This is a genomic window from Streptomyces sp. 130 (genome assembly GCF_007096885.1).
Lineage (GTDB): Bacteria > Actinomycetota > Actinomycetes > Streptomycetales > Streptomycetaceae > Streptomyces.
Map to the genome: position 1 here is coordinate 336,073 of NZ_VJNO01000001.1, position 23,948 is coordinate 360,020.

Annotated in this window: 30 protein-coding genes and 1 riboswitch; of the genes, 19 read left to right on the forward strand and 11 right to left on the reverse strand. The window is 74.1% G+C overall.

Annotation, left to right across the window (positions count from 1 at the left end):
* Nucleotides 1-56: 56 nt before the first annotated feature.
* The 6 genes from FKN01_RS01655 to FKN01_RS01680 form a co-directional block, all read right to left on the reverse strand.
* The gene (locus tag FKN01_RS01655) at nt 57-494 is read right to left on the reverse strand and encodes a transglycosylase SLT domain-containing protein (protein ID WP_143615852.1); all 438 of its coding nucleotides are present in this window, start codon (nt 492-494) and stop codon (nt 57-59) included.
* A 299-nt stretch (nt 495-793) separates the two neighbouring features.
* Nucleotides 794-1,663 (reverse strand): ECF transporter S component, encoded by an 870-nt coding sequence (locus FKN01_RS01660; RefSeq protein WP_398930615.1) that lies wholly within the window; start codon nt 1,661-1,663, stop codon nt 794-796.
* Nucleotides 1,615-3,345 carry an ABC transporter ATP-binding protein gene (locus FKN01_RS01665; RefSeq protein ID WP_143615854.1) on the reverse strand — a complete coding sequence of 577 codons (1,731 nt, stop codon included), beginning with the start codon at nt 3,343-3,345 and terminating at the stop codon, nt 1,615-1,617. The genes FKN01_RS01660 and FKN01_RS01665 overlap by 49 nt, the downstream gene beginning before the upstream one ends.
* Entirely contained in the window at nt 3,342-4,502 is a 1,161-nt protein-coding gene (locus FKN01_RS01670; protein ID WP_143615855.1) for an energy-coupling factor transporter transmembrane protein EcfT, read from the reverse strand. Before FKN01_RS01670 ends, FKN01_RS01665 begins: the two co-directional genes overlap by 4 nt.
* Nucleotides 4,499-5,194 carry an SCO2322 family protein gene (locus tag FKN01_RS01675; RefSeq protein ID WP_143615856.1) on the reverse strand — a complete coding sequence of 232 codons (696 nt, stop codon included), beginning with the start codon at nt 5,192-5,194 and terminating at the stop codon, nt 4,499-4,501. The genes FKN01_RS01670 and FKN01_RS01675 overlap by 4 nt, the downstream gene beginning before the upstream one ends.
* Nucleotides 5,191-6,447, reverse strand: a complete 1,257-nt coding sequence (locus tag FKN01_RS01680; protein ID WP_143615857.1) for a prenyltransferase/squalene oxidase repeat-containing protein — start codon at nt 6,445-6,447, stop codon at nt 5,191-5,193. Before FKN01_RS01680 ends, FKN01_RS01675 begins: the two co-directional genes overlap by 4 nt.
* Nucleotides 6,448-6,574: 127 nt before the next feature.
* A riboswitch (cobalamin riboswitch) is annotated at nt 6,575-6,647 on the reverse strand.
* Nucleotides 6,648-6,791: 144 nt separating this feature from the next.
* Here FKN01_RS01680 and FKN01_RS01685 point away from each other — a divergent pair.
* Both FKN01_RS01685 and FKN01_RS01690 read left to right on the forward strand, forming a co-directional pair.
* The gene (locus FKN01_RS01685; protein ID WP_143615858.1) at nt 6,792-7,430 is read left to right on the forward strand and encodes a metalloregulator ArsR/SmtB family transcription factor; all 639 of its coding nucleotides are present in this window, start codon (nt 6,792-6,794) and stop codon (nt 7,428-7,430) included.
* 48 nt (nt 7,431-7,478) lie between these two features.
* The gene (locus tag FKN01_RS01690) at nt 7,479-7,940 is read left to right on the forward strand and encodes a DUF3291 domain-containing protein (protein WP_143615859.1); all 462 of its coding nucleotides are present in this window, start codon (nt 7,479-7,481) and stop codon (nt 7,938-7,940) included.
* Here FKN01_RS01690 and FKN01_RS01695 read toward each other — a convergent pair.
* A complete protein-coding gene (locus tag FKN01_RS01695) occupies nt 7,937-8,584 on the reverse strand; it encodes a winged helix DNA-binding domain-containing protein (protein WP_260696736.1) in 648 nt (215 codons plus the stop codon). The two genes, FKN01_RS01690 and FKN01_RS01695, sit on opposite strands and share 4 nt — an antisense overlap.
* Here FKN01_RS01695 and FKN01_RS01700 point away from each other — a divergent pair.
* From FKN01_RS01700 to FKN01_RS01750, 11 genes are all read left to right on the forward strand, one after another.
* Nucleotides 8,513-8,812, forward strand: coding sequence for a gas vesicle protein (locus tag FKN01_RS01700; protein WP_143615860.1), 300 nt, complete (start codon nt 8,513-8,515; stop codon nt 8,810-8,812). The genes FKN01_RS01695 and FKN01_RS01700 overlap by 72 nt on opposite strands.
* 43 nt (nt 8,813-8,855) lie before the next feature.
* Nucleotides 8,856-9,293 carry a gas vesicle structural protein GvpA gene (locus FKN01_RS01705; protein ID WP_143615861.1) on the forward strand — a complete coding sequence of 146 codons (438 nt, stop codon included), beginning with the start codon at nt 8,856-8,858 and terminating at the stop codon, nt 9,291-9,293.
* Nucleotides 9,294-9,298: 5 nt separating this feature from the next.
* Entirely contained in the window at nt 9,299-10,009 is a 711-nt protein-coding gene (locus tag FKN01_RS01710; RefSeq protein ID WP_143615862.1) for a GvpL/GvpF family gas vesicle protein, read from the forward strand.
* Nucleotides 10,010-10,057: 48 nt separating this feature from the next.
* Nucleotides 10,058-10,315, forward strand: coding sequence for a gas vesicle protein GvpG (locus FKN01_RS01715; RefSeq protein WP_143615863.1), 258 nt, complete (start codon nt 10,058-10,060; stop codon nt 10,313-10,315).
* Nucleotides 10,316-10,364: 49 nt separating this feature from the next.
* On the forward strand, nt 10,365-10,979 hold the full coding sequence (locus tag FKN01_RS01720; RefSeq protein WP_143615864.1) for a hypothetical protein: 615 nt from the start codon (nt 10,365-10,367) through the stop codon (nt 10,977-10,979).
* Nucleotides 10,972-12,270: an SRPBCC family protein gene (locus FKN01_RS01725; RefSeq protein ID WP_143615865.1), complete on the forward strand. Its 1,299-nt coding sequence runs from the start codon at nt 10,972-10,974 to the stop codon at nt 12,268-12,270. Before FKN01_RS01720 ends, FKN01_RS01725 begins: the two co-directional genes overlap by 8 nt.
* 52 nt (nt 12,271-12,322) lie before the next feature.
* Nucleotides 12,323-12,751, forward strand: a complete 429-nt coding sequence (locus tag FKN01_RS01730; RefSeq protein ID WP_143615866.1) for a gas vesicle protein — start codon at nt 12,323-12,325, stop codon at nt 12,749-12,751.
* The gene (locus FKN01_RS01735) at nt 12,748-13,569 is read left to right on the forward strand and encodes a GvpL/GvpF family gas vesicle protein (protein ID WP_143615867.1); all 822 of its coding nucleotides are present in this window, start codon (nt 12,748-12,750) and stop codon (nt 13,567-13,569) included. Before FKN01_RS01730 ends, FKN01_RS01735 begins: the two co-directional genes overlap by 4 nt.
* Nucleotides 13,566-13,778 carry a gas vesicle protein gene (locus tag FKN01_RS01740; protein ID WP_143615868.1) on the forward strand — a complete coding sequence of 71 codons (213 nt, stop codon included), beginning with the start codon at nt 13,566-13,568 and terminating at the stop codon, nt 13,776-13,778. The genes FKN01_RS01735 and FKN01_RS01740 overlap by 4 nt, the downstream gene beginning before the upstream one ends.
* 65 nt (nt 13,779-13,843) lie before the next feature.
* On the forward strand, nt 13,844-14,254 hold the full coding sequence (locus FKN01_RS01745; RefSeq protein WP_143615992.1) for a gas vesicle protein K: 411 nt from the start codon (nt 13,844-13,846) through the stop codon (nt 14,252-14,254).
* A 49-nt stretch (nt 14,255-14,303) separates the two neighbouring features.
* On the forward strand, nt 14,304-14,747 hold the full coding sequence (locus FKN01_RS01750; protein ID WP_143615869.1) for a hypothetical protein: 444 nt from the start codon (nt 14,304-14,306) through the stop codon (nt 14,745-14,747).
* Nucleotides 14,748-14,913: 166 nt separating this feature from the next.
* On the opposite strand, the gene FKN01_RS01755 is transcribed toward FKN01_RS01750, so the two are convergent.
* Nucleotides 14,914-15,513 (reverse strand): TetR family transcriptional regulator, encoded by a 600-nt coding sequence (locus FKN01_RS01755; protein ID WP_143615870.1) that lies wholly within the window; start codon nt 15,511-15,513, stop codon nt 14,914-14,916.
* Nucleotides 15,514-15,689: 176 nt separating this feature from the next.
* Between FKN01_RS01755 and FKN01_RS01760 the strand changes: the two genes are divergently transcribed.
* From FKN01_RS01760 to FKN01_RS01770, 3 genes are all read left to right on the forward strand, one after another.
* Nucleotides 15,690-17,021 carry a glycosyltransferase family 4 protein gene (locus FKN01_RS01760; protein ID WP_143615871.1) on the forward strand — a complete coding sequence of 444 codons (1,332 nt, stop codon included), beginning with the start codon at nt 15,690-15,692 and terminating at the stop codon, nt 17,019-17,021.
* A 68-nt stretch (nt 17,022-17,089) separates the two neighbouring features.
* A complete protein-coding gene (locus FKN01_RS01765; RefSeq protein ID WP_143615872.1) occupies nt 17,090-17,842 on the forward strand; it encodes a class I SAM-dependent methyltransferase in 753 nt (250 codons plus the stop codon).
* On the forward strand, nt 17,839-18,912 hold the full coding sequence (locus FKN01_RS01770) for a prenyltransferase/squalene oxidase repeat-containing protein (RefSeq protein ID WP_143615873.1): 1,074 nt from the start codon (nt 17,839-17,841) through the stop codon (nt 18,910-18,912). Before FKN01_RS01765 ends, FKN01_RS01770 begins: the two co-directional genes overlap by 4 nt.
* Nucleotides 18,913-18,920: 8 nt before the next feature.
* Here the strand turns inward: FKN01_RS01770 and FKN01_RS01775 are convergent, their stop codons facing one another.
* Complete coding sequence (locus FKN01_RS01775) at nt 18,921-19,208, reverse strand: hypothetical protein (protein WP_143615874.1); 288 nt, start codon at nt 19,206-19,208, stop codon at nt 18,921-18,923.
* Nucleotides 19,209-19,354: 146 nt separating this feature from the next.
* Here FKN01_RS01775 and FKN01_RS01780 point away from each other — a divergent pair, with 146 nt between their 5' ends.
* From FKN01_RS01780 to FKN01_RS01790, 3 genes are all read left to right on the forward strand, one after another.
* Nucleotides 19,355-19,909 carry a hypothetical protein gene (locus FKN01_RS01780; RefSeq protein ID WP_143615875.1) on the forward strand — a complete coding sequence of 185 codons (555 nt, stop codon included), beginning with the start codon at nt 19,355-19,357 and terminating at the stop codon, nt 19,907-19,909.
* Nucleotides 19,910-19,948: 39 nt separating this feature from the next.
* The gene (locus tag FKN01_RS01785; RefSeq protein WP_143615876.1) at nt 19,949-20,725 is read left to right on the forward strand and encodes a maleylpyruvate isomerase family mycothiol-dependent enzyme; all 777 of its coding nucleotides are present in this window, start codon (nt 19,949-19,951) and stop codon (nt 20,723-20,725) included.
* Nucleotides 20,726-20,836: 111 nt separating this feature from the next.
* Nucleotides 20,837-21,877, forward strand: coding sequence for a PHP domain-containing protein (locus FKN01_RS01790; RefSeq protein WP_143615877.1), 1,041 nt, complete (start codon nt 20,837-20,839; stop codon nt 21,875-21,877).
* Nucleotides 21,878-21,953: 76 nt separating this feature from the next.
* Here FKN01_RS01790 and FKN01_RS01795 read toward each other — a convergent pair whose 3' ends face one another.
* Both FKN01_RS01795 and FKN01_RS01800 read right to left on the reverse strand, forming a co-directional pair.
* Nucleotides 21,954-22,715, reverse strand: coding sequence for a DUF5336 domain-containing protein (locus FKN01_RS01795; protein ID WP_143615878.1), 762 nt, complete (start codon nt 22,713-22,715; stop codon nt 21,954-21,956).
* 223 nt (nt 22,716-22,938) lie between these two features.
* Nucleotides 22,939-23,868 carry an N-acetylmuramoyl-L-alanine amidase gene (locus FKN01_RS01800; protein ID WP_143615879.1) on the reverse strand — a complete coding sequence of 310 codons (930 nt, stop codon included), beginning with the start codon at nt 23,866-23,868 and terminating at the stop codon, nt 22,939-22,941.
* Between the last annotated feature and the right edge of the window lie 80 nt (nt 23,869-23,948).

The following is a 23,948-nucleotide window of genomic DNA, read 5'->3' on the forward strand; positions in this document are numbered from 1 at the left end:
GCCCCGGCCGCGGGCGCGGTCGGGGCTTCGGGGTCACCGGATCGGGCCGGGCCGGCTCAGTACCAGTTGTGGGCCTGCCAGAAGGACCAGGCGCCGCAGGGGCTGCCGTAGCGGGAGTTCATGTAGTCCAGCCCCCACTTGATCTGCGTGCCGGGGTTGGTCTTCCAGTCCGGGCCCGCGGACGCCATCTTCGAACCGGGCAGCGCCTGGACCAGGCCGTACGCGCCGGAGGAGGCATTGGTCGCGCTCGGGTTCCAGCCGCTCTCGTGGCCGACGATGTTGCTGAAGCACTGGAACTGGGCGTCGTCACCGATCATCTGCTTCGCCGTGTCCTGGGCACTCCCGGCGGAGGCCGGCGCTGCGGACGGGGCCGCCATGGCCGGGGAGACACCCAGGCCGATGCCGGTGGCGCCCAGCAGCACGGAGGCGCCTGCGACGGCGGCCTTGCGACGGGCGGTGCGGGGCTTGGCGACGAGATCACGGGCGAACGTCACAGGAATCCTCACGGTCGGGAACAGGGAGTCGCGGCTCGGTCCGCATCCTGCGTGGACCGGCGCTCGTCGACCGCGGTCCCGGTGGGGACCCCGCGGCGCTCGGCGACGGGATTCAGTCTTAGTGAGCCCGTCCGGCCGTGGCAACGGCCCCCGTTACGGCCCCGCCTCGCACCCGGGACCGAAGGTCCGCACCGCCCCCAGCCGCTCCGTAGCAGGTCAGAGCGGAGCGGCCGGGCCCGGTGAGCCGGGCGCGCGGCTCCTATCCCGCTTCGTGGAGGACCAAGGTCCTGTGGGTGCCCTCACTCGCCACCGGCACCGAATGTGACCCGGGCCTCGAAGGAAGCCCGCCGCGTCGCCCGCCGCAGCGCCTTCAGCAGCGGCGCCCCGACCGCCAGCGTCAGCACCACCGTGAGCACGGCCCGGCCCAGGTCCCAGCCCAGCGAGGTCGTCGCGCAGTACGCCAGGAACCTGACCAGGTTGTCGCCCAGCGGGTCTCCCGGCCGGAACGAGATGCCCGAGGCGAGGCCCGGCACGATCGTCCACCCGTAGAGATTCATGACCGTCCCGTACGCGAACGAGGCGGCGGCCCCGTAGGCCGCCAGCATCAGCAGCTCGCCGCGCCCGCGCAGCCGGTCCGGGCCCGGCAGCAGCCCCGCGCCCATCGCGAACCAGCTCATCGACAGCATCTGGAACGGCATCCACGGACCCACCCCGCCGGTCAGCAGCGCGGACGCGAACATCGTCACGGACCCCAGCACGAAACCGAAGCCCGGCCCGAGCACCCGTCCGCTCAGCACCATCAGGAAGAACATCGGCTCCAGGCCCGCCGTGCCCGCCCCCAGCGGGCGCAGCGCCGCCCCGACCGCGGCCAGCACCCCCAGCATCGCGACCGCCTTCGCGTCGCGCCCGGCGTCCGCGATCATCGCGCCCACCACCCCGCCCAGCCGCGGCAGCAGCGCGGCGAACAGCCCCGGCGCGTCCTGCGCGTGCGCGAGGCCCGAGTCCCGGTCCGCGAGCAGCGGCCACCCGAAGGCGGCGATCCCGACGGCGCTGATCAGCACCAGCGCGACGACCGCCCGGGGGCCCAGCCGGACCGGGCTGCCACGCCTCTCCACCCCGCTCACGCGCCACCCTCCAGGGCCGCGCGGACCTGCGGAACGGTGAGCCATTCCTGCGGGGCGAGGATCTTGGCGGTCTGCGGGGCGAAGGCGGGCGACGACACCACCACGTCGGCGGTCGGTCCGTCCGCGACGACCTCCCCGTCGGCGAGGATCACCACCCGGTGCGCCAGCTCGGCGGCCAGCTCCACGTCATGGGTGGCGAGCACGATGGCGTGGCCCTCGGCGGCCAGTGCGCGCAACACCCCGACCAGCCGGGCCTTCGCCGCGTAATCCAGGCCCCGGGTCGGCTCGTCCAGGAGCAGCAGCGGCGGCCGGGCGGTCAGCACGAGGGCCAGGGCCAGGGCGAGGCGCTGCCCCTCGGACAGATCGCGGGGGTGCGTGCCGTCCGCCACCCCCGGCAGCAGCTCCGAGACCAGGGCCCGGCAGCTGCCCGGCTCCGCCCCGGCGTCCGCGTCCGCCGCCGCGCACTCGGCGGCGACCGTGTCCGCGTACAGCAGGTCGCGCGGCTCCTGCGGTACGAGGCCGACGCGGCGCACCATCTCGCGCGGCGGGGTCCGGTGCGGGGGCAGGCCGCCGGTCAGGACGGTGCCGGAGGTCGGCTCCACCATGCCGACGAGGGCGCCGAGCAGCGTGGACTTGCCCGCGCCGTTGCGCCCCATCAGGGCCACGGTCTCGCCGGCCCCCACGGTGAGCGACACCCGGCGCAGCGCCTCGACCCGGCCCCGCCGCACCCCGAGCCGTTCGACCCGGGCGGCGGCGCCCCCGTGGGCGGGAGCGGGTGCGGGGGCCTCCTGCGGGGCACGCCGGAACAGCCGGGCGAGGGGGCCCCGGCTCGGCGCGGGGCGGGGCGGGAGGGCGGTCGCGGGGGCGCCGGAGCGGCCGGGCGCCTCCGGTGCCGGACGCCGGGGGGCCAGGTCCGCCAGCCGGTCGCGGAGGCCGCCGGCCCGGCGCCGGGCGTCCCGGACCGTCAGGGGCAGCGGCTCCCAGCCCGCGAGGCGGCCGAGCGCGACGACCGGGGGGTGCACCGGGGAGCGGGCCATCATCTCGGCGGGCGTGCCCATCACCGGGGCGGCGCCCGGCGCGGGGAGCAGGACGACCTGGTCCGCGTACTGCACCACGCGCTCCAGCCGGTGTTCCGCCATCAGGACCGTGGTGCCCAGGTCGTGGACGAGCCGCTGGAGGACCGCGAGGACCTCCTCGGCCGCGGCGGGGTCCAGTGCGGACGTCGGCTCGTCCAGGACCAGGACCCGGGGGTGCGGGGTGAGGACCGAGCCGATCGCGACCCGCTGCTGCTGGCCCCCGGACAGGGTGGCGATCGGGCGGTCGCGCAGCCCGGCCAGGCCCAGCAGGTCCAGGGTCTCCTCGACCCGCCGCCGCATCACGTCCGGGGCCAGGCCCAGCGACTCCATGCCGTAGGCGAGCTCGTCCTCGACCGTGTCGGTGACGAAGTGCGCCAGGGGGTCCTGGCCCACCGTGCCGACCAGGTCCGCGAGCTCCCGGGGCTTGTGCGTCCGGGTGTCGCGCCCGTCCACGGTGACCCGCCCGGTCAGCCGGCCGCCCGTGAAGTGCGGCACGAGCCCCGAGACGGCACCGAGCAGCGTCGACTTGCCGACCCCGGACGGGCCGACGAGCAGCACCAGCTCACCCTCCGGGACCGTCAGGTCGACCCCCGAGAGGGTGGGGCGCCCGGCCCCGTCGTACCGCACCGAAACATCGTCGAACCGGATCACACCTGCTCCTGGAAGCCTGCGGGGGAGGGCGGGACGGGCGCGACCCCCGCGGGAAGCAGCCCGAGGAGTACGGCGGCGGCCGGCCACAGCGGCAGCACGGGGGCGGTCAGCGGTACGACCCCGGGGTGCAGGGCCGCCGGATCGGCGTTCCCGGCCCAGATCATCGCCGCCGCGACCGCCGCGCCGGACCCGGCGACCAGCCAGGCCCGCACGTCCCACCGGTCGGGCCGGTAGCGGGTCCGCACCGAACGCGCCCCGCCCAGCCGCAGCCCGGCCGTCGCCGCGAGGAGACCGGCCACGAGCAGCGGCACCCCGTAGCCGGCGCCCTCGGCGGCGAGCAGCCCGTACGTACCGGCGCACACGCCGAGCAGTCCGCCGAGCGTGAGGACGTTCGTGGTGTGGCGGACGGCGGCCGGGACCCGGGCGGTCCGTCCGTAACCGCGCGCGTCCATGGAGGCGGCCACGGCGACCGAGCGTTCGAGGGCGCCCTCCAGGACCGGCAGCCCGATCTGGAGGACGGCCCGCACGCCACCGGTCGGCCGGCCGCGCAGCCGGCGGGCGGTGCGCAGCCGCAGCACGTCGGCGACCATGTTCGGCGCGAACGTCATCGCCACGACGACGGCGACCCCGGCCTCGTACAGCGCGCCGGGCAGCGACTTCAGCAGCCGGGCCGGGTTGGCGAGGGAGTTCGCCGCGCCGACGCAGATCAGCAGGGCCGCCAGCTTCGCCCCGTCGTACAGCGCGAACAGCAGCTGCTCGGCGGTGACCCGGCCGCCGATCCGGACGCCCTTCGCCCAGTCGGGCAGCGGCAGCTCGGGCAGCGTGAACAGGGTGTGCGTGCCGGGGATCGGGGAGCCGAGGAAGACGGAGAACAGCAGCCGGACCGCGATCACGAAGAGCCCGATCCGGATGAACATCCCGTACGACCGGGCCCACGGCGCGTCCGTGCGGCGCGCGGCCACCACATAGCCCGCGACCCCGACCAGCAGGCCGAGCAGCAGCGGGTTGGTGGTCCGGGACGCGGCGGTGGCCAAGCCCAGCGCCCACAGCCACCACGCCCCGGCCGGCACCGCGTTGGAGCGGGTCGCGGCGGGGGCGCGCCAGGCGGGGAGCCGGTCCGTGGCGGTGTCCGTGCGGCCGGCCGTCCGGCCGGTCATCCGCGGCGGCGGCGGGCCTGTGCGACCGCGGCGACGCCGAGGAGGAGGACGGCGCCGATCCCGACGAGGACGCCGGCGGACGGGCCGCCGTCGGCGTGACCGCCGGAGGAGGCGGCGGAGGCCGGGGTGGGCGCCGCGCCGCCGCCCTCCGTGCCGCCGTCGCCTTCGCCGTTGCCTCCGCCGTCGCCGGAGACCTGCTCGCCGCAGCCGGTGGCCGGGTAGCCGGAGATCGCGCAGAGCATCGCGCTCGCGTCGTAGCGCAGCGGCTCGGCGACCGCCGCCAGGGCCTCCGCGCCGCTCGCGTCCTCTGCGACCCGCGCGCAGGCGGTGCGCGGCGCGGGCGGGGTCTCCCCGTCCGGCGCGTCGGCCGCGGTGCCCGGGTCGATGACGACCGCGACGCGCTTGCTGCCGTCCTTCGCCGGGGTGTCCGCGCAGATCTTCGCGAAGTCGGGGGCGCGGCGCGGCTTGGAGGCGTCCTGCGAGTCCGCGCTCACCGAGAACCGGAAGCCCTGCACCGAGCCGTCCTCGGGCCGGACGAGCGAGGGCCCCTGGGTGGCGTACGACCAGCCGTTCGCCGAGCCCTCCCAGAACGACCAGTAGCGGTAGCCCGCCGCCTGCGCCGTGCCCGCCCCGAGCACGGCCAGGACGGCGCCGACGGCCAGGAGCGCGGCGGCCCGTGCGACGCGGCTCACAGCTGCTGGTTCTTGCGGCGGCCGCTGATCAGGAAGCCGGCGCCCGCGCCGACGGCGAGGCCGATGCCGACGAACCACCAGACGCCGCCGATGCCGTCGCCGTCGCCGCTGTCCTTCTTCTCCTCGTCCTCCGTGGCCGTCGGCTCCGGCTTCTTCACGGCGGCCGGCTCGGGGCCGGTCGCGTTCAGCTGGGCGACGAGGTCGGCGCCGCCGAAGTCGCGGACATCGGCGCCGGTGGCGTGGGCGGCCAGGATCAGCTGGGCATAGGCGGCGGGACCGCTCTGCTTCGCCCAGGCGGCGGAGTTCTTCTTCAGCCAGGCGACCGAGCCGGCCGCCTTGTCCTTGTGGCCGGCGGCGGACAGGGCGACGACCGCGTCGGCGGTGTTCCCGAAGTCGGGCTGCGGGGCGCTGTCCTCGGCGCCGGGCATCTTCGGCAGGTCCAGGTGGCCGCTCTTGGCGAGGGCGGTCGCGAGGTAGGAGGCGCCGTTCTGCGCGGCCTGCTCCGGTTCGAGCGGGGAGCCCTTGTGGCAGGCGGGGTCCTTCACGGCCGCGTTGTCCGAGACGACCAGGCCCTTGCCGAGCGCGCCGAGGACACCGGCGGCGGTGGCGTCACCGTTGGCGGCGAGCTCGCCGGCCTTGTCGGGCTGGTAGGCGAAGGCGCCGCCGTCCTTGCCGCCGCAGGGGATGGAGAACGCGAGCAGCGCGGCGTACGGGGTCTTGCCGCCGTGCGTCGTGACGTCGCCCAGCTTCTCGCCGGCCCGGGCGAGGGTGCCGATCACGATGGACGTGGAGTTCGCGTCGCTGGGGCTGCCGGCGGTGTAGCCCCAGCCGCCGTCCTCGTTCTGGACGGACTTGAGCCAGCTGACGGCGTTCGCGAGGGCGTCCTGGTGGCCGCCGATCGCCCGCAGGGCCTGGGCTGCGGCGGCCGTCGCGTTGGTGTCGACCACCGTCTTGGCGTCGCAGGGCGCGGAGGTGTCCGGGCGGTAGGCGGGGAACGCGCCGCTGTCGCACTGCTGGCCGGTCAGCCAGTCGACGGCCTTCGTGGCCGGGGTCACCCCCACGGCCTGCTGCGCGAGGAACGCGAGCGACTGCCGCCACACCCCGTCGTACGTCGGGTCGCCGGTGCCGTAGAGCCCGGAGGGCAGCGCGGCCGAGGGGGACGGAGACGGCGCTGCGACGGCGGCCGGGGCGGCGGTCGCGCAGAGCGCTGCGGCGGTGACGGCGAGCGCGGCGGCGCTGCGGCGTACGGTCATGGCGGGCGGTGCCTCTCCTGGGGAACCGGACACCGGCACACACAGGCACCAGGCTCCGGCTCCGTTTACCTCGACGGGGCCGGCCACCGGGGGTTCCCGGCGGCGTGAGCCGGTCACGACTCGGACAGGGCATTCCGACTTCCACCGCGGGCGGTGGTCACGGCTGCGGGTCAGTGCCGGATTCGCACCGGCTTCCCCCTGAACGGGCATAGTGACGACGCGGCCAGTCTAGCGGGCGGGGTTCGCGCCCCTGCCCGCCCCTGTCCCTTTGCGAAACCGGGGCGCCGGGCCCCGCTCCTCAATCGCCGGAGGGGCTGAGAACGCCTCGGCCTAGACTCGGCGGTGTGAGCAGTGACGATGCCGCCCTGGACGCGCTGGCGGTCCTCGGGGACCCCGTGCGCCGCGGCCTTTACCGATATGTCGCCGCCGCCCCCGGCGACGTCACGCGCGACGCGGCGGCGGAGGCGGCCGGGGTGACGCGGGCCGTGGCCGCCTTCCACCTCGACAAGCTCGTGGACGCCGGGCTCCTGGAGACCGCCTTCCGGCGGCTCTCCGGCCGCACCGGGCCCGGCGCCGGGCGGCCGTCCAAGCTGTACCGGCGGGCGGACGGCGAGCACGCCGTCTCCGTACCGCCGCGTTCGTACGACACCGTGAGCCAGTTGCTCGCCGAGGTGGTCGAACGGGCCGGGCTCGACCACGAGTTGCAGGCGGCGGCGCGGGCGGCCGGGGAGGCGGCGGGCGCGGCGGACCCCGTCGAGGCGCTGCGGGAGCGCGGCTACGAGCCGTACTGGGACTGCGGCAAGCTCCGCCTCCACAACTGCCCGTTCCACGCGCTGGCGGAGCGATTCCCGGCCTTGGTCTGCGGGATGAACCTCGCCGGCATCCAAGGGCTGCTCGCCGAGGGCTGGAGCGCCGCCATGGACCCGCTGCCGAAGGGGTGTTGTGTCGCCGTCGAGGGGCCGGAAGGCGCCGGCGAAGTCTAAAAACGAACTCGTTGACTTTAGAAGGTTCACCCGGCCATGCTTGGGCCCGTGAACGACTTCCACCTTGCCCAGGTCAACGTCGGGCGCCTCCTCGCCCCGCTCGACAGCCCCCAGCTCGCCGACTTCGTCGCACAACTCCCCGAGATCAACGCCCTCGCCGACCACGCCCCCGGCTTCGTCTGGCGGATGGTGGACGACGAGGGTGCCGACGCCACGAGCCTGCGCCCCGACCGCCAGGACGACTTCTTCCTGATCAACTGCTCGGTCTGGGAATCGGTCGACGCGCTGAAGGCGTACGTGTACCGCAGCGACCACCTGCGGGTCCTGGCCCGCCGCCGGGAATGGTTCGAGCGCCTGGCCGACCATCACGCGGCCCTGTGGTGGGTCCCGGCCGGGCACCGGCCGAGCGTCGAGGAGGCGATGGACCGCGTCGCCCTGCTCCGCGCGGAGGGCGACACCCCCGACGCCTTCACCTTCCGCGCCCCGCACCCGCCGCCGGGCAGGTCCTAGAGCATCCGGGTGGCCGCGTCCGGGAGCTTCGCCCACCAGTGGTGGCAGCGGTTGTGGACCACCCGCTCACGGTCGCCGAGGAACGCGGCCAACGCCTTCGCCTCCACAGCCAGTTCGTCCCATACGGCGGCCGGCAGCGGGTGGAACGCCGTGGCCTCGGCCCCCTCGGCCGTCGGGCGCCGGACGCCCGCGACCCGGCCGTCGACCAGCAGTGCCGGCAGCACGTCGCCGTTGCGCCGGATCACCGGCGGGCGGTACTCCGGCGGTATCAGCCGGGCCCGGTCCGCGTACGCCGGTGGTGTGGAGTCCCACATCGCCATGAGCCGGGACGGGGCCGGGGTGCCGGCGTCCGGCCGGAAGGCGCCCGGGAGGTCGCACAGCGCCTCCCCGCCCGGCCCCCGAAGCCGCTCCACCTCGTCCGCCATGGCCGCCGGCTCCGCCCGGACCGGGGCGCCGGTCCCATTTCCTTTCCGCTTCGCCGACGCATGCCTCCGGAATGCACGGGCATGCGAACGGAAGCCATGACGACGGAGGCCGGACAGGCAGCGGCACTCCCCGGCGACAGGGGAAGGATGAGTACCGAAAAGGACACCGGAAAAGAGCAGGAGGAAGAGCGCGTCGACGCGCTCACCGCGATGCGGCAAGCCGCCGCACAGCTCACGGAAATGCTTCAGTGCGAGCCCGATTCGGTCTCGGCGGTGAAAGCCACCGAGAACGGCTGGTCGGCGGATGTCGAAGTGGTCGAACTGGAGAGGGTTCCGGACACGATGAGTGTGCTGGCCTCCTACCGGGTGCAACTCGATTCCCGCGGACGGCTCATGTCCTACGAACGCATGCACCGGTATGCCCGGGGGCAGATCGACCGCCGCTGAGGAACTCCGTCGTCGAACGAAAAGATCACCGAAAGGAGTTCCCATGACACTCGTGCAGCAGAGCAATGCGACGTCCGGCGGGAGCGGCGGCTCGGGAAATCTCTACGACGTTCTCGAGCTCATACTCGACCGCGGCCTGGTGATCGACGCATTCGTCCGCGTCTCCCTGGTGGGCATCGAAATCCTCAAAATCGACGTCCGCGTGGTGGTCGCCAGTGTCGACACCTATCTGCGGTTCGCCGAGGCGTGCAACCGGCTCGATCTCGAAGCCGGCCGCAAGGCCCCGAGCCAGCTCACCGAACTGGTCGGCGACATGACGGAGAACGGCGCCAAGGGCAAGTCCAAGGGCGCGCTCACCGGAGCCGTCGAGGCGTTCAGCGAATCGTTGCAGGGCAAGCGCGAGGAGCCCGAGGAGGAGCCGCGCAAGCGGACCGCCCGCAAGTCCACGTCCAGCCGGCAGACCCAGCGACGCGAGGAGTAGCAGCAGTGCCCACGTACATCTACGCCATCACCGGCGCCGGCCACCCGTTGCCGCTGGACGGCCTGCACGGGGTCGGTGACCCGCCCGCGGTCCTGCGGACCGTGCGCACCGACCGCCTGGCCGCGGTGGTCAGCGACGCCCCCGAGGGGCTGCGCGCGAAGCGGCGCGACGTCATGGCCCACCAGGGCGTCCTGGAGGCGCTGATGGAGCGGGGAGCGACCCTGCCGATGCGCTTCGGCCTGGTGGGGCCGGGCGACGAGGAGGTCGTCGCCGCCCTGGAGCGGGAGGCCGACGCCTACGGGGAGCGGCTCGCGGAACTGGACGGACAGGTCGAGTACAACCTGAAGGCCGGCCGCGACGAGGACGATCTCCTGCGGGAGATCATGGCCGAATCCGACGAGATACGCCGGCTCAACGAGCAGGTCCGTGCCCGGGGCAGCCACGACGACCGGCTGGCGCTGGGTGAGCTGGTGGCCCACGAGGTGAGCGCCCGCCACGCCAGGGAGGCCGAGGAAGTGGCCGGCCGGCTGGCGGGCGCCGCCACCCGCAGCTCCTCCGCCGAGCCGGCCCCCCAGCACTTCCTGAACCTGTCCTTCCTCGTGCCCCGGGCGGAGGCGGACGCCTTCGTGGAGGCGGTCCGGCACGAGGCCGAGACGCGGGGCGACGCCTACGCGTACACCCTCACCGGGCCCCTGCCGCCGTACAGCTTCGTCTGAGGCCGTCGCGGCCCCGTCCGGCCCCACGAGCGGAGGTGATCTGCCGGCATGGGACTCATCACCCAGCTGCTGACCCTGCCGTTGGCTCCCGTCCGGGGGACGGCGTGGGTCCTCGGCCAGGTCGTCCAGGCCGCCGAGGAGGAGTACTACGACCCCGAACCGGTACGCGCGCGGCTCGCGCAGCTGGAACAGGAGCTGAACAGCGGGCTCATCGGGCCGGAGGAGTTCGACCGGCGCGAGGACGAACTGCTCGACCGGCTGGACGAGATCGAGGCGTACCGCGACGGCGCACGGCATACGCCGTGACCGGCGTTCGGACCACACACGACCGGGGGAGACCCGAGGTGCATCACAGATGACGAAGAACGCCAAGATAGGCGCGGCCCTGGTGGGCGGATACCTGCTCGGCCGCACGAAGAAGGCCAAACTCGCCGTGGGGTTCGGCATGTTCCTCCTCGGCAAGAAGTTCGACCTCGACCCGAGGCGGATCGGCCGGATGCTGGCCGAATCGCCGGCCCTGGGCCCGCTCAACGACCAGGTCCGCAAGGAGCTGGTGGACGCCACCAGGACCGCGGCCACCAAGGCCGTCACCCAGCGGGCCGGCAGCCTCGCCGAATCCCTGCAACGGCGCACCCAGTCGCTGTCGGCGGGCCCCGGTGCCGAGGACGACGAGCCGTACGACGACGCCGAGGACGCCGACGACGCCGAGGACCCGAGGGCGTCCGACGACGACGGGGACGAGGACACGGCGGACCGCGACGAGAGGCCGAAGCGCGGTGGCTCGGCCCGCAAGTCCGCCGCGCCGGCCAAGAAGGCCGCCTCCAAGTCCCGGCCCGCGTCGGGCGGCAGCCGCTCCGCGAGCGCGGGGAAGGCCGGGAAGGCCGCGGCGCCCGCCCGCAAGCGTGCCGGCGGGGCCGCCAAGACCGCGACCTCCAGGACCCGCAAGACCCGGGGAGGCAGCAATGCCTGACTCCGCGATCAAGGGGATCAAGGACGATGTCGTCGGGAGCCCGGCCGCCGAACGGCTCAAGGAGGAACTGCAGAACTACCTCCGCGCCCGCGCCGAGCACACGGTGACCCAGCTGGGGCACCGGCTCGGGGAATCGGTGTCCAAACTCGCCGAGCCGGGCGGCGGGGGCGGCGCCCTGAAGGGCCTCGCCAAGGGCGGACAGGCCCTCAAGGACGGCAAGTCACCCGCCCAGGCGGCGATCGGTGCGGGCGCCTCCCACCTCAAGGACAAGGTGAAGGACAAGGTCAAGGGATTGTTCGGCAAGGGGCGCAAGTCCGGCGGCGGAAAGTCCAAGAGCGTCACCGTCGTCGAGGACATCGACGTCGGCGTGCCCGTCCGCGAGGCCTACGACCAGTGGACCCAGTTCCAGGAGTTCAGCTCGTTCGCCAAGGGCGTCGTGAGCGTGGAGAAGGCCGACGACACCACCAGCAACTGGAAGGTCAAGGTCGCCAAGTCCACCCGCAGCTGGAAGGCGAACGTCACCGAGCAGGTGCCGGACGAACGCATCACCTGGACCACCGAGGGCGCCAAGGGCACCGTCAAGGGCGTGGTCACCTTCCACGCGATCACCGACGACCTCACCCGCGTCCTGCTCGTCCTCGAATACTTCCCCAAGGGGCTGTTCGAGAAGACCGGCAACATCTGGCGTGCCCAGGGCCGCCGGGCCCGGCTGGATCTGAAGCTCTACCGCAAGTTCATCATGATGCGCGGTGAGGCGACCGACGGCTGGCGGGGCGAGATCCGCGACGGCGAGGTCGTCGTCGGCCACGACGAGGCGATCGAGGAAGAAGAGGCCGACAGCCAGGAAGCCGGGGCCGTCTCCGAGGAAGAGGACGAGGACGACGGCGCACGCGGCGACGCGGCCGAGGACGAACCGGACGGCGAAGAGGCGGACGGCGAAGAGACCGACGGCGAAGAGGAGGACGGCTTCCAGGACGGCGAGGAAGAGCCCCTGGAAGACGAGTTCGCCGACGAGGACGAGGACGAGGACGCCGCCGACGACGAGTTCGCCGACGACGAAGAGGAGCCGGCGGACGAGGCCGACCCGCAGGACGAGGCGCCGGCGGACGAGTCCGAGGAGCCCGAGGACGAAGCCGGACCTGCGGACGAGCCCGTCGACGAGGAGGCGTCCGGCTACGAGGACGCCGACGACGAGCAGGCCGAGCAGGAGCCGGAGGACGAGGAACCGGAGGACGAGGAGCCCCGGCCGGCCCGCCGCTCCCGCCGCCGGACGGCCGCCGCCCGCCGCTGACCCGGGCAGCGCCCGACCGCGTACCCGACACCCGTGAAAGGTGTGAGAGACCGTGTCCGATCCACTCGCCGGCCGGCTGCCGGCCCCGCCCAGGGGAAGCTCCCCGGCGTACGGGCAGGGCTCGTCGGCCAACCTCGCCGACATCCTGGAAAGGGTGCTGGACAAGGGTGTCGTCATCGCCGGTGACATCCAGATCAACCTGCTCGACATCGAGCTGCTCACCATCAAGCTCCGGCTGCTCGTCGCCTCGGTCGACAAGGCCAAGGAAATGGGCATCGACTGGTGGGAGCACGATCCGTCGCTCTCCTCACGGGCCCGGCCCGCACGCGAGAGCGAGGCGCGCCCCGGGGACGGTGCCCTGGCCGAGGAGAACGAGCGGCTGCGCGCCGAGCTGGCCCGGCTGCGGTCGGCCGCCGGGCTCCCCGAGGCGGCGGGCCCCCAGGAGGAGCGGACCCGGGACGCGAGGGAGGAAGGACGATGAGCACCCCGACGGACACGCCCGCCGGCAAGCGGCTGACCTATGTCTACGCGGTCGGGCGGGAGGGCCCCGCACTCCACGGACTCGCCTCCCGCCTGCCGGGCGTGGACGGCCGCCCCCTGTACCCGGTGACCGCGGGCGGGCTCTGCGCACTCGTCTCCCGGGTACCGGCGGACACCTTCGGAGCGCAGGGCCTGTCCGCACAGCTGGAGGACCTGGCACGGCTCGAAGCGCTCGCCCGGGCCCATCACGCCGTGGTGGACGGAGCGTTCGCCGAGACGTCGGTCCTGCCGATGCGGCTGGCCACGGTCTATCTGGACGACGCCCGGGTCGCCGACATGCTGCTGCGGCGACGCGGCGGGTTCGAGGAGCTGCTGGGCCGGCTGGAGGGGCACGTCGAACTCGGGATGAAGGTCTACGCCGATCCCCGGACCGCCGAGCCGCCCGCACCGGCCGCCGTGACGTCCGGCGGAGCCGGAGCCGGACGGGCCTATCTGCAGCAGCGCCGGGCCACGCGGCGCAGGGACCAGGACGCCTACCGGGCGGCGTCCGACCTGGTCGCCCGCGCCGGGGAGCTGACGCGGGGCGTCGTCGCCTCGCGCGTGGTCCACCGCCCGCAGCAGGGGCAGCTGGCCGCCCACTCCGGTGTGAACGTGGCCAACGAGGCGTATCTCGTTCCCCGGGAACGCACCGAGGAACTGCGCCGGACGCTCACCGGCCTGGCCGACGGCGTCCCCGGTGTGTCGGTCGAGGTGACGGGGCCCTGGGCGCCCTACTCGTTCGCCACCCCGGAGGACCCGGACGGCGGTGAGGGCCCGTGAGCGGGGACCTCGTCGGGAGCGTCCTCGGCCCGTCCGAGGCCCGGGAGGGCCCGCCCGTCGCGCTGATCGACCTCCTGGACCGCCTCCTGAACGGCGGGGCGGTGCTCACCGGCGACCTGGTCCTGTCCATCGCCGACGTCGACCTCGTGCACATCAACCTGCGCGCGGTGATCCGGTCGATCACCGGCGAGGAGCCCGCGCCGTGGTGAGCCGCCGGCCCCCCCGGGGCGTGCCACCGCACCACCCGGACGACGAGGACCACGAGGAGGACGGCATGACCGAGCGCGACGGCGAACACGACGCACCCGCTCCGCCCGCCGCCGTGGCCGAAGCCGTGGCCCAGGCGGCGGCCAGGTCGTTCGGGCTCAGCCCCGCGCGGCCGGACGACGGCCCCGCTCCGGCCGGGGCGCGGAGGCTGGAGACCGACCCGGACACCGTCGAGCGGGACCTCATGAAGCTGGTGCTCACCATCGTCGAACTGCTGCGCCAGCTCATGGAGCGCACGGCGCTCCACCGCGTCGACCACGGGGACCTGACGGAGCTCCAGGAGGAGCGGATCGGTATGACGCTGATGATCCTGCACGAGCGCATGACCGAACTCTGCGACCGGTACGACCTGACGATGGACGATCTCAATCTCGACCTGGGGCCGCTCGGCTCCTTGCTGCCCCACAACGGCGCGTGAGTGAGCCGCACCCAGGTTTTGTCGCGACACCCGAGGCAAGGAGGACGCCATGACCGCTGAAAAGGAAACCAAGAATTCCACTGGGAGCAAGGCGGGGACCACCGCCGCCCGCAGGACCACCGGTGCGGCGAAGAGGACGGCCGGCGCCGGTGCCGGGCAGGCGAAGTCCACGGCCGCCAAGGCGAAGACCGCGGCGGCGGACGCCAAGGACTCGGCCGCGGAGAGCGCGAGCGAGGCCGGTGGACTCACACAGCGCGCCGGTCAGGCCGCCGTCTCCGGTCTCCAGAACGGCCGTCAGGTGGTGACGGCCAACGTGGCCAGGGTCGGGAGCGCGGCCACCACCGCCTGGACCGCCATCAAGCTCAGGAAGGCGATAGCCGCCGGCGCCGCCGTGAGCGTGGCGAGCATCGCCGGTGTGGCCTTCGCGACCGGACGCGCGACCGCCAAGCCGCGTACGGGCCCGCTGACCCGGCTGGCGAACGGCAGGATCTGATCCCGCCGGCAAGCGGCCCGCTCCAGGGGCCGGCCCCGTGGCACCGCCACGGAGCCGGCCCCTGAAGCCGTGTCAGCAGCCCCCGGGCGCGGAGCCCGCCAGGCGGTCGGCGGGCAGCGCCCCCCTGGGGCGTGGGAGCGCCGCACAGGGCAGCCGCCCCGACGGCTCAGGGGGACGCCGGGCCGACCAGCCGGCACGCCGTCTCGATGTCCGTGCGCACCTGCGCGACCGTCGCCCGGCCGGAGAGCCAGGTGATCAGCGCGGAGTGCCAGGTGTACTCGATCACCCGCACGGCGGAGAGCTGCCCCGGCGTCGGGTGGCCGGTGCCCATGGCGTCCAGGATGATCGCCGTCGTGAGCCGTGAGACCGCGTCGGCCTCGCTGCCCGCGCTCCGGTCCGCGAAGGTCAGCGCGCGCACCATGGCGTCCGCCAGCCGCGGCTCGCGCTCCATCGCCCGGAACGCCCGCATGAGCGTCCCGGCGACCCGGGCCGCCGCGTGGTCCCCGGCCGGGGGATGCTCGCGGAGGGCGGTGCACAGCTGCTGGAGCCGGTCGCGCAGCAGGGCGACGAGGAGGTGGGTCTTGGACGGGAAGTACCGGTACAGGGTGCCGAGGGCGACCTCGGCGGCCTCCGCGACCTCCCGCATCTGGACGGCCTCGAAGCCGCCCCGGCCGGCCAGCTCGGCGGCGGCCCGCAGGATGCGGCGGCGGCGGGCCTCCTGGCGCTCCGTCAGGGGCGGTGCTGCCGGTCTGGCTTCCGCTGTCATGTGTCCCGTCCCGTGGCCAGGGCCTGTGCCGTGGCGTGAATCACCTGATCCGGCCGTTGCGCCGAAGCTACCTGCCGGTAGATTCGTAGCTCATTGAACTACCCAGTCTGAAACTTGTTCCAGATTAGCGTCGGCGGTTACGCTCCGTCGAACACGCAGTGAGAAGGGGGCCGAGTGTGACCGCTGAGGCCGTTGAGTCGGGCCCCCGTACGGGCGTCGCCGCACCGGGCACGGCCCCGGGCGACGGGCCCCTGCGCATCGCGCTCCTCACGTACAAGGGCAACCCCTTCTGCGGCGGCCAGGGCGTCTACGTACGGCACCTCGCCCGGGAGCTCGCCCGCCTCGGCCACCGCGTCGAGGTCATCGGCGCCCAGCCCTACCCGGTCCTCGACGAGGGCGTCCCGCTCACCGAGCTGCCCAGCCTCGACCTGTACCGCCAGCCCGACCCGTTCCGCACCCCGAAGCGCGGCGAGTACCGGGACTGGATCGACGCCGCCGAGGTCGCCACCATGTGGACCGGCGGCTTCCCCGAACCGCTCACCTTCAGCCTGCGGGCCCGGCGCCACCTCGCCGCCCGGCGCGGCGAGTTCGACGTCGTCCACGACAACCAGACCCTCGGCTACGGGCTCCTCGCCGACCTCGGCGCACCCCTGGTCACCACGATCCACCACCCCATCACCGTCGACCGGCAGCTCGACCTGGACGCCGCGACGAGCCGCCGCCGCCGGGCCTCCGTGCGCCGCTGGTACGGGTTCACCCGCATGCAGAAGCGGGTCGCACGCCGGCTGCCGTCGGTGCTCACCGTCTCCGGCTCCTCCAAGCAGGAGATCGTGGACCACCTCGGGGTGGACCCGCGCCGCATCCGGGTCGTCCACATCGGCGCCGACACCGATCTGTGGTCGCCCGACCCCTCCGTCCCCGAGGTCCCGGGCCGCATCGTCACCACGTCCAGCGCCGACGTCCCGCTCAAGGGCCTCGTCCACCTCGTGGAGGCGCTGGCCAAGCTCCGTACCGGCAACCCCGCCGCCCATCTCGTCGTCGTCGGCAAGCGCGCCGAGGACGGACCGGTCGCCCGGGCCATCGAGCGGCACGGCCTCGCGGAGGCCGTCGAGTTCGTGAAGGGCATCAGCGACACCGAGCTGGTCGACCTGGTGCGCGGCGCGCAGATCGCCTGCGTCCCCTCGCTGTACGAGGGCTTCTCGCTGCCCGCCGCCGAGGCCATGGCCACCGGCACCCCGCTCGTCGCGACGACCGGCGGCGCGATCCCGGAGGTCGCCGGACCGGACGGGGAGACCTGCCTCGCGGTCCCGCCCGGTGACCCGGGGGCCCTCGCCGACGCGCTCGGCCGGCTGCTCGGCGACGCGGAGCTGCGCGCCCGGCTCGGGGCGGCCGGCCGCGAGCGGGTGCTCGCCCGGTTCACCTGGAAGCAGGCCGCGATCGGCACCGCCGAGCTCTACCGGCAGGCGATCGCCGCCCGCGCCGCCACCGGCCCCGGCGGCCGGCGGTGACCCCGGACCGACCGCCGGGCCCCTGACCCCGTACCCCCTCCCGACCCCGACCGCGAAAGCAGGCACTCGTGCTGACCGTGGACTTCACCCGCTTCCCGCTCGCCGCCGGCGACCGCGTGCTCGACCTGGGGTGCGGCGCCGGACGCCACGCCTTCGAGTGCTACCGGCGCGGCGCCCAGGTGGTGGCCCTCGACCGGAACGCCGAGGAGATCCGCGAGGTCGCGAAGTGGTTCGCGGCGATGAAGGAGGCCGGGGAGGCCCCGGAGGGGGCCACCGCCACCGCGATGGAGGGCGACGCGCTCAACCTGCCCTTCCCCGACGAGTCCTTCGACGTCGTGATCATCTCCGAGGTCATGGAGCACATCCCCGACGACAAGGGGGTGCTCGCCGAGATGGTCCGGGTCCTCAGGCCCGGCGGCCGGATCGCCGTCACCGTCCCGCGCTACGGCCCCGAGAAGGTCTGCTGGACCCTCTCCGACGCGTACCACGAGGTCGAGGGCGGCCACATCCGCATCTACCGGGCCGACGAACTCCTGGGCAAGATGCGCGGCGCCGGCCTCAAGCCGTACGGCACCCACCACGCGCACGCGCTGCACTCCCCGTACTGGTGGCTGAAGTGCGCGTTCGGCGTCGACAACGACAAGGCGCTGCCGGTGAGGGCGTACCACAAGCTCCTGGTCTGGGACATCATGAAGAAGCCCGCCCTGACCCGGGTCGCCGAGCAGCTGCTCAACCCGGTCGTCGGCAAGAGCTTCGTGGCCTACGCGACCAAGCCGCACCTGCCCCTCGCCGCAGCCGCTGCCGCCGAGGCCGAGGCGTGAGTCTTCCCGAGCGGACCGAACACCTCGTCCTGCCCGGAGTCCTCACCGCCGCGCAGGCCGCCGAGACCGTCGCCGCGCTGCGCGCCGTGCAGCGCCCGGACGGCGCCATCCCGTGGTTCCGCGGCCACCACCTGGACCCGTGGGACCACACCGAGGCCGCCATGGCCCTGGACGCCGCGGGCGAGCACACCGCCGCGGAACGCGCGTACCAGTGGCTGGCCCGGCACCAGAACGGCGACGGCTCCTGGTACGCCGCCTACCTCGACGGCGACGCCGGGCAGCCGACCGACCGGAGCCGGGAGACCAACTTCTGCGCCTACGTGGCCGTGGGCGTCTGGCACCACTACCTCGCCACCGGCGACGACGCCTTCGTGGACCGGATGTGGCCCACGGTCTACGCGGCCGTCGAGTTCGTCCTGCGCCTCCAGCAGCCCGGCGGCCAGATCGGCTGGAAGCGGGAGGCGGACGGCACCGCGGTGACGGACGCGCTGCTCACCGGCTCGTCCTCGATCCACCAGGCCCTGCGCTGCGCGCTCGCCATCGCCGAACGCCGCGAGGAGCCGCAGCCCGACTGGGAGCTGGCGGCCGGGGCCCTCGGCCACGCGATCCGCAGCCACCCGGAGCGCTTCCTCGACAAGAGCCGGTATTCGATGGACTGGTACTACCCGGTCCTCGGCGGCGCCGTCACCGGCACGGCGGCCAAGGAGCGCATCGAGGAGGGCTGGGACCGCTTCGTCGTCCCCGGCCTCGGGGTGCGCTGCGTGCTGCCGAACCCGTGGGTGACCGGCGGCGAGAGCTGCGAGCTGGCCCTGGCGCTGTGGGTGATGGGCGAGTCCGACCGGGCGCTGGAGATCCTCCAGTCGGTCCAGCACCTGCGGGCCGAGGGCGGCCTGTACTGGACGGGTTACGTCTTCGAGGGCAACCGCGCCTTCTGGCCCGAGGAGCACACCTCCTGGACGGCCGGTTCGCTGCTGCTGGCGGTGGCCGCGCTCGGAGGGGACGAGGCGACCACCGCCGTGTTCGGCGGCGACCGGCTGCCGAGGGGGCTGGAGCCGGACTGCTGCGGCTGAGCGCTCCGTCAGCGCCGGACGCGGCCCGCCACGGCGTGCCCGATGAACAGGTACACCACGGCGGCGAGGCCGTAGCCGGCGACGACGTTGGCCCACGCCTTGTCGAACGTGAACAGGTCGTACGACCAGCCCGCGAGCCACCGGGCGGTGTCCCGGACGAACTCGACCAGTTCGTTGCCCCGGTTCGCGTCGAGCAGGTACATCAGAATCCACAGGCCGATGATGAAGGCCATGACGTCCGCCACGAGGGCGATGACACGTGCCGCGGTGACGCTGTTGCCTCTGCTGTAGGACATGCACTCCGCGTTGCCGCTCCCACCCGGCCGAAACCCGTGGCCGGACCCGTACGGCCGCGCAGCGGTGGCGGGTTGCCCGGGGCGCGGCCAGCCTGGCGGGGAGTGCCGGCTCGCGGCACCGCTCCGCCGGCCCAGGGAGGCCCGCCGTGCCCCGACCCGTACCGCTGTGCCGCCTGCTCCTCGCGCTGCTGCTGGCCGGCACGCTCCTGGCGGGCGCCACCGCGTGCGGGAGCGACGACGAGGGCAGCGGTGCGAGCGGTTCGGCGTCGCCCTCCGCCACCTCGTCGGCCCAGGCGCAGAAGTGGGCCAAGACCAGGTTCGTCGCCAACGCGGGTCTCGCCGCGGGCGCCACGTACCAGTGGATCGTGAAGCCCTACCGGGCCGGGAAGTTCAAGAAGGGCGCCGACGGGCGCACCCTCGCCCTCGTCAAGGCCGGGCTCGCCGGCGGCTTCGCCTACAACCGGCTGACGGCGGCGGTGGACAACGCCAAGGGCGACCCGCTGCTGTCCAAGGCCGTCGCCCCGCTCACCGCGGGCATCGCCTCGCTGAAGGGGCTCGCCGCCAAGGTCCGCAACGGCGACGCGGACGCCGGTGACATCGGCGTCTTCGAGGACGTCATCAGCGGTGTCAAGGACGCCGGGAAGAGCGCGGGCGCCGAGGTGAAGGACAAGGTCCCGTCGACTTCGCAGCTCGGCGGATAACCGCGTGTGCCTCCGGCCGGGCCCGCATAGGGTGCGCTCATGGGACTTCTCACGCACGAGCGCTACTGCGATGAAATCATCCGCCTCACCGGGGAGTTGAGGGCGGCCCTGCAAGGCGCCGACCTCGGCGCGACCGTGCCGACCTGCCCCGACTGGACCCTGCGCGAACTGGCCGAGCACGTCGGCCGCGCCCACCGCTGGGCCGGCGAGATCGTCCGTACCCGGGCCACCGAGGCGGTGGCGGACGACAAGGTGCCGGACAGCAGCCCCGCGAGCGACGAGCCCGCCGCGCTCGACGCCTGGCTGGCGGCCGGCGCCGCCGGCACCGCCGAGGCGCTGCGGGAGGCCGGGCCGGACGCCGGGGCGTGGTCCTGGGCCTGGGACCACAGCGCGGGCTTCTGGGCCCGCCGCATGGCCATCGAGACCGTCGTCCACCTCGCCGACGCGGCCCTCACCGCGAAGGTCCCCTACACGACGACGCCGGAGCTCGCGGCGGACACCGTCGACGAGTGGCTGGAGATCGTGGCCTTCGTGCAGCAGCTGGGCCGCCCCGGGATCGCCGGCCTGCCCCGCGACGGGCGCACCCTGCACCTGCACGCCACCGACGTCCCCGATGCCGAGTGGCTGATCGAGCTCGGCGCGGACGGCGTCTCCTGGCGCCGGGCGCACGGCAAGGCGGACGTGGCGCTGCGCGGGCCGCTCACGGACCTGATGCTGGTCGTCAACCGCCGCCTCGCCCCCGGCAGCGACCGGGTGGAGGTGCTGGGCGACACCGGACTGCTGGACTCCTGGCTGGAGCGCACCTCGTTCGCATGAGGCCATGAGGACATGAGGACGTGAGGGGGGCCGGCCGGTGTGCGGGCCGGCCCGTGCTGGGCCAAGCTGGACGGGCGGCCGTCAACCGTCCCGTCCCGCGAGGAGGTGCCGATGGACCCGGTCAGGGCCCTGGAGCGGATCGCCTTCCTGCTGGAGCGCGGCAAGGCGGTCACCTACCGTGTCCAGGCCTTCCGCACCGCCGCGCGCACCGTCGCCGCGATGGACGACGGCGAGGCGGAGCGGCGCGTGGCCGACGGCTCGCTGGAACGGGTCAAGGGCATCGGTCCCCGCACCGCCCAGGTGATCCGCGAGGCGCTGGCCGGGAGGACCCCCGGCTACCTGGAGCGCCTGGAGTCCGAGGCGGCGAGCGCCGGGCCCCTCGCCGAGGGCGGCGAGCACCTGCTGTCCCTGCTGCGCGGCGACTGCCACACGCACTCCGACTGGTCGGACGGCGGCAGCCCCATCGAGGAGATGGGACGCGCGGCGGCTGAGCTGGGCCACGACTGGACGGTCCTCACCGACCACTCGCCCCGGCTCACCGTGGCGAACGGCCTCTCCCCGGAGCGGCTGCGCCGACAGCTCGCCGAGGTGGCCGAACTCAACGAGCGCTGGGCGCCGTTCAGGCTGCTCACCGGCATCGAGTGCGACATCAACCTGGACGGCTCCCTCGACCAGGAGGAGGACCTGCTCGAACAGGTCGACCTGGTCGTGGTGTCCGTCCACTCCAAACTCCGCATGGACGCCGCCCCGATGACCCGCCGCATGGTCGCCGCGGTCCGCCATCCGCAGGCGAACGTCCTCGGCCACTGCACCGGGCGCCTCGTCACCGGCCGGGGCCGCCCCGAGTCGTCGTTCGACGCCGACGAGGTCTTCGCCGCCTGCGCGGAGGCGGGCACCGCCGTCGAGATCAACAGCCGGCCCGAACGGCTCGACCCGCCCCGCGCGCTGCTGCGCCGGGCCGTGGCGGCGGGCACCCTGTTCGCCGTCGACACCGACGCCCACGCACCGGGCCAGCTCGACTGGCAGGCGTACGGCTGCGCCCGCGCCGAGGAGTGCGGGGTCCCGCCGGAGCGCGTGGTCACCACCTGGACGGCCGACGAGCTGCTGCGCTGGACCCGGCAGGGCGAGGTCCCCGAGCGCGCGGCCGGCTGAGCCCCGGACCCGGCACGGCGGCGGCCCCCCGCCCGGAAGGGGCGAGGGGCCGCTGGGACGGACGGGGCGCCGGGCGTCAGCCGCGCTGGATGCCCGTGGTGTCCTGGAGGACGCCGCGACGGCCGTCCTGCGTCTGGGCGATCAGCGCCGAACCGCGCTGCTCGACCGCGAGGTACCAGGTGCCCGGCGCCAGCTCGGCGATCGGGGCCTGCGAACCGTCCTCGCTGTACAACTGGCGGGCCACCGGCACCGCGAACCAGAACGGGGTGAAGTCACCGGAGCCGCCCCCGGCCGCCGGCGTCGCCGGGGCCTGCTGCGCCTCGGGCCCGCCCGCCTGCTGCGCACCGTACGGCTGCTGCTGGCCGCCGAACGCCGGCTGCGGGCCGCCCGGGTAGCCGTAGCCCTGGCCGGGCTGGCCACCGTAAGGCGGCTGCACGGCCTGCGGGTTGGGGGCACCGGCGAGCGGGGCCTTGAGGGCCGGGACCAGCGGCGAGGCGACCGCGCCCGCGGCCAGCGCCAGGGAGGCGATGAAGCCGAGGATCAGACCGGCGCCCGCGTCGATCTGGCCCAGGTCGATGATCGTCCAGAAGAGGTTCCACGCGGTGAACACCGTGGCGGCGACACCGAACTGGCCCAGTTCCAGACCGGCGACCTTGCGCGGCTGGGGCTGGGAACGGGAGAGCACGATCAGCGCTGCGCCGATCACTCCGACCATGTAGACGCCGATGCCGTTGCCCAGGGAGTCCCAGGAGTTGGGGGCGTCGACGCTGCTGTTTCCGTAGTCGTAGTAGTCGAGGAACGAGGCGATGAACAGCACGACCGCTGCTCCGATCACCACGCCATCGCCTCGAGTGAGGGAGCGGATATTCACGTGAAGGTCCTTAGTCGATCGTCTCGTCGGGGCGGTCGTCGTCGCCGCCGGACACACGGCGGGCGCGGCTCGAAGCTCGGGAACGGCTCCCCATCGTAGGGATGAATCTATCGTCTGCCCGGGCGGGTTGGGTTCCTGCCCGGTTGATGCGGGAACATCCTCCCGAATTCATCGCGGAATCACCCCTTGACTACCCCTTGAGGAAGCTGCTGATGCCGTCCGCGATGCCCTGGGCGGCCTTCTGGCGCCAGCCCGGGCTGGTGAGCAGGGCGGCGTCCTGGGGATCACGCATATTGCCGCATTCGATGAAGACTTTGGGCACGGTCGACAAATTAAGTCCGCCGAGATCCTTGCGGACGTCCAAACCCGTTTTGCCGCCCACATAATTGGAAGGGGAACTTCCGGTACTGCGTACGAACAGACCGGCGATACGGGTGCCGAGATCGCGTGAGGGAGCGACGATCTTCGAGGTGTCCGCGCCCCCGCCGCGCACCGGTGCGGGGAGGATCACATGGAAGCCGCGGTTCCCCGCGGCCGAGCCGTCCGCGTGCACCGAGACCACCGCGTCCGCGTGCGCCGCGTTGCCGATCCGCGCCCGCTCGTCCACGCACGGCCCGAACTCCCGGTCCCCGTCGTACGTCAGGAGCACCGTCGCGCCCTGGGCCCGCAGCAGGTCCCGCAGCCGGTGCGCCACGTCGAGGGTGAACTCCGCTTCCGCGTAACCCCCGTTGGTGGCGGTCCCGGTGGTGTCGCACTCCTTGCGGCCGGTGCCGATGTCGACCTGGCGGCTGATCGCGGCGGTGTGCAGGTGGTTGCGCGGGTTGTGCCCGGGGTCGATGACCACGGTCTTGCCGGACAGCGGCCCCCCGGGAGCGGCCGGCGGCTTCGAGGGGGACTTCGCCGGGGACTTCGACGGCGACGGGGCGGTCTTCGCGGGCGCCGGTGAGGGCGAGGCCGGCGCGGCCGGTGTGGAGGCCGCACCGCCGCTGGGCCCGGCCTGGGCCCGCTCGGTGCCGCCTCCGTCGCCGCAGCCGGCCAGGCCCAGGCACATCAGGGCAGCGGCGGCGGCGAGCCGGAGCGGGCGGCGCGGGGTGGGGGGAAGGCTCTCGTGGTGACGCACCCGGCGATGCTACCGGCAGGCCCTTGCCCCGTCCGGGGCGTCCGCGGACCGGCCGGGAACGCCCCCGTAAGCGGGTCTTC

What these genes read in the sequence shown, in the direction of transcription:
- FKN01_RS01660 (WP_398930615.1), bottom strand. Translation starts at nt 1,663, where the DNA reads ATGGCTCACCGTTCCGCAGGTCCGCGCGGCCCTGGAGGGTGGCGCGTG.
- FKN01_RS01670 (WP_143615855.1), bottom strand. Translation starts at nt 4,502, where the DNA reads ATGACCGGCCGGACGGCCGGCCGCACGGACACCGCCACGGACCGGCTC.
- FKN01_RS01680 (WP_143615857.1), bottom strand. Translation starts at nt 6,447, where the DNA reads ATGACCGTACGCCGCAGCGCCGCCGCGCTCGCCGTCACCGCCGCAGCG.
- FKN01_RS01700 (WP_143615860.1), top strand. Translation starts at nt 8,513, where the DNA reads ATGAGTACCGAAAAGGACACCGGAAAAGAGCAGGAGGAAGAGCGCGTC.
- FKN01_RS01705 (WP_143615861.1), top strand. Translation starts at nt 8,856, where the DNA reads ATGACACTCGTGCAGCAGAGCAATGCGACGTCCGGCGGGAGCGGCGGC.
- FKN01_RS01715 (WP_143615863.1), top strand. Translation starts at nt 10,058, where the DNA reads ATGGGACTCATCACCCAGCTGCTGACCCTGCCGTTGGCTCCCGTCCGG.
- FKN01_RS01720 (WP_143615864.1), top strand. Translation starts at nt 10,365, where the DNA reads ATGACGAAGAACGCCAAGATAGGCGCGGCCCTGGTGGGCGGATACCTG.
- FKN01_RS01725 (WP_143615865.1), top strand. Translation starts at nt 10,972, where the DNA reads ATGCCTGACTCCGCGATCAAGGGGATCAAGGACGATGTCGTCGGGAGC.
- FKN01_RS01735 (WP_143615867.1), top strand. Translation starts at nt 12,748, where the DNA reads ATGAGCACCCCGACGGACACGCCCGCCGGCAAGCGGCTGACCTATGTC.
- FKN01_RS01745 (WP_143615992.1), top strand. Translation starts at nt 13,844, where the DNA reads ATGACCGAGCGCGACGGCGAACACGACGCACCCGCTCCGCCCGCCGCC.
- FKN01_RS01750 (WP_143615869.1), top strand. Translation starts at nt 14,304, where the DNA reads ATGACCGCTGAAAAGGAAACCAAGAATTCCACTGGGAGCAAGGCGGGG.
- FKN01_RS01755 (WP_143615870.1), bottom strand. Translation starts at nt 15,513, where the DNA reads ATGACAGCGGAAGCCAGACCGGCAGCACCGCCCCTGACGGAGCGCCAG.
- FKN01_RS01775 (WP_143615874.1), bottom strand. Translation starts at nt 19,208, where the DNA reads ATGTCCTACAGCAGAGGCAACAGCGTCACCGCGGCACGTGTCATCGCC.
- FKN01_RS01785 (WP_143615876.1), top strand. Translation starts at nt 19,949, where the DNA reads ATGGGACTTCTCACGCACGAGCGCTACTGCGATGAAATCATCCGCCTC.
- FKN01_RS01790 (WP_143615877.1), top strand. Translation starts at nt 20,837, where the DNA reads ATGGACCCGGTCAGGGCCCTGGAGCGGATCGCCTTCCTGCTGGAGCGC.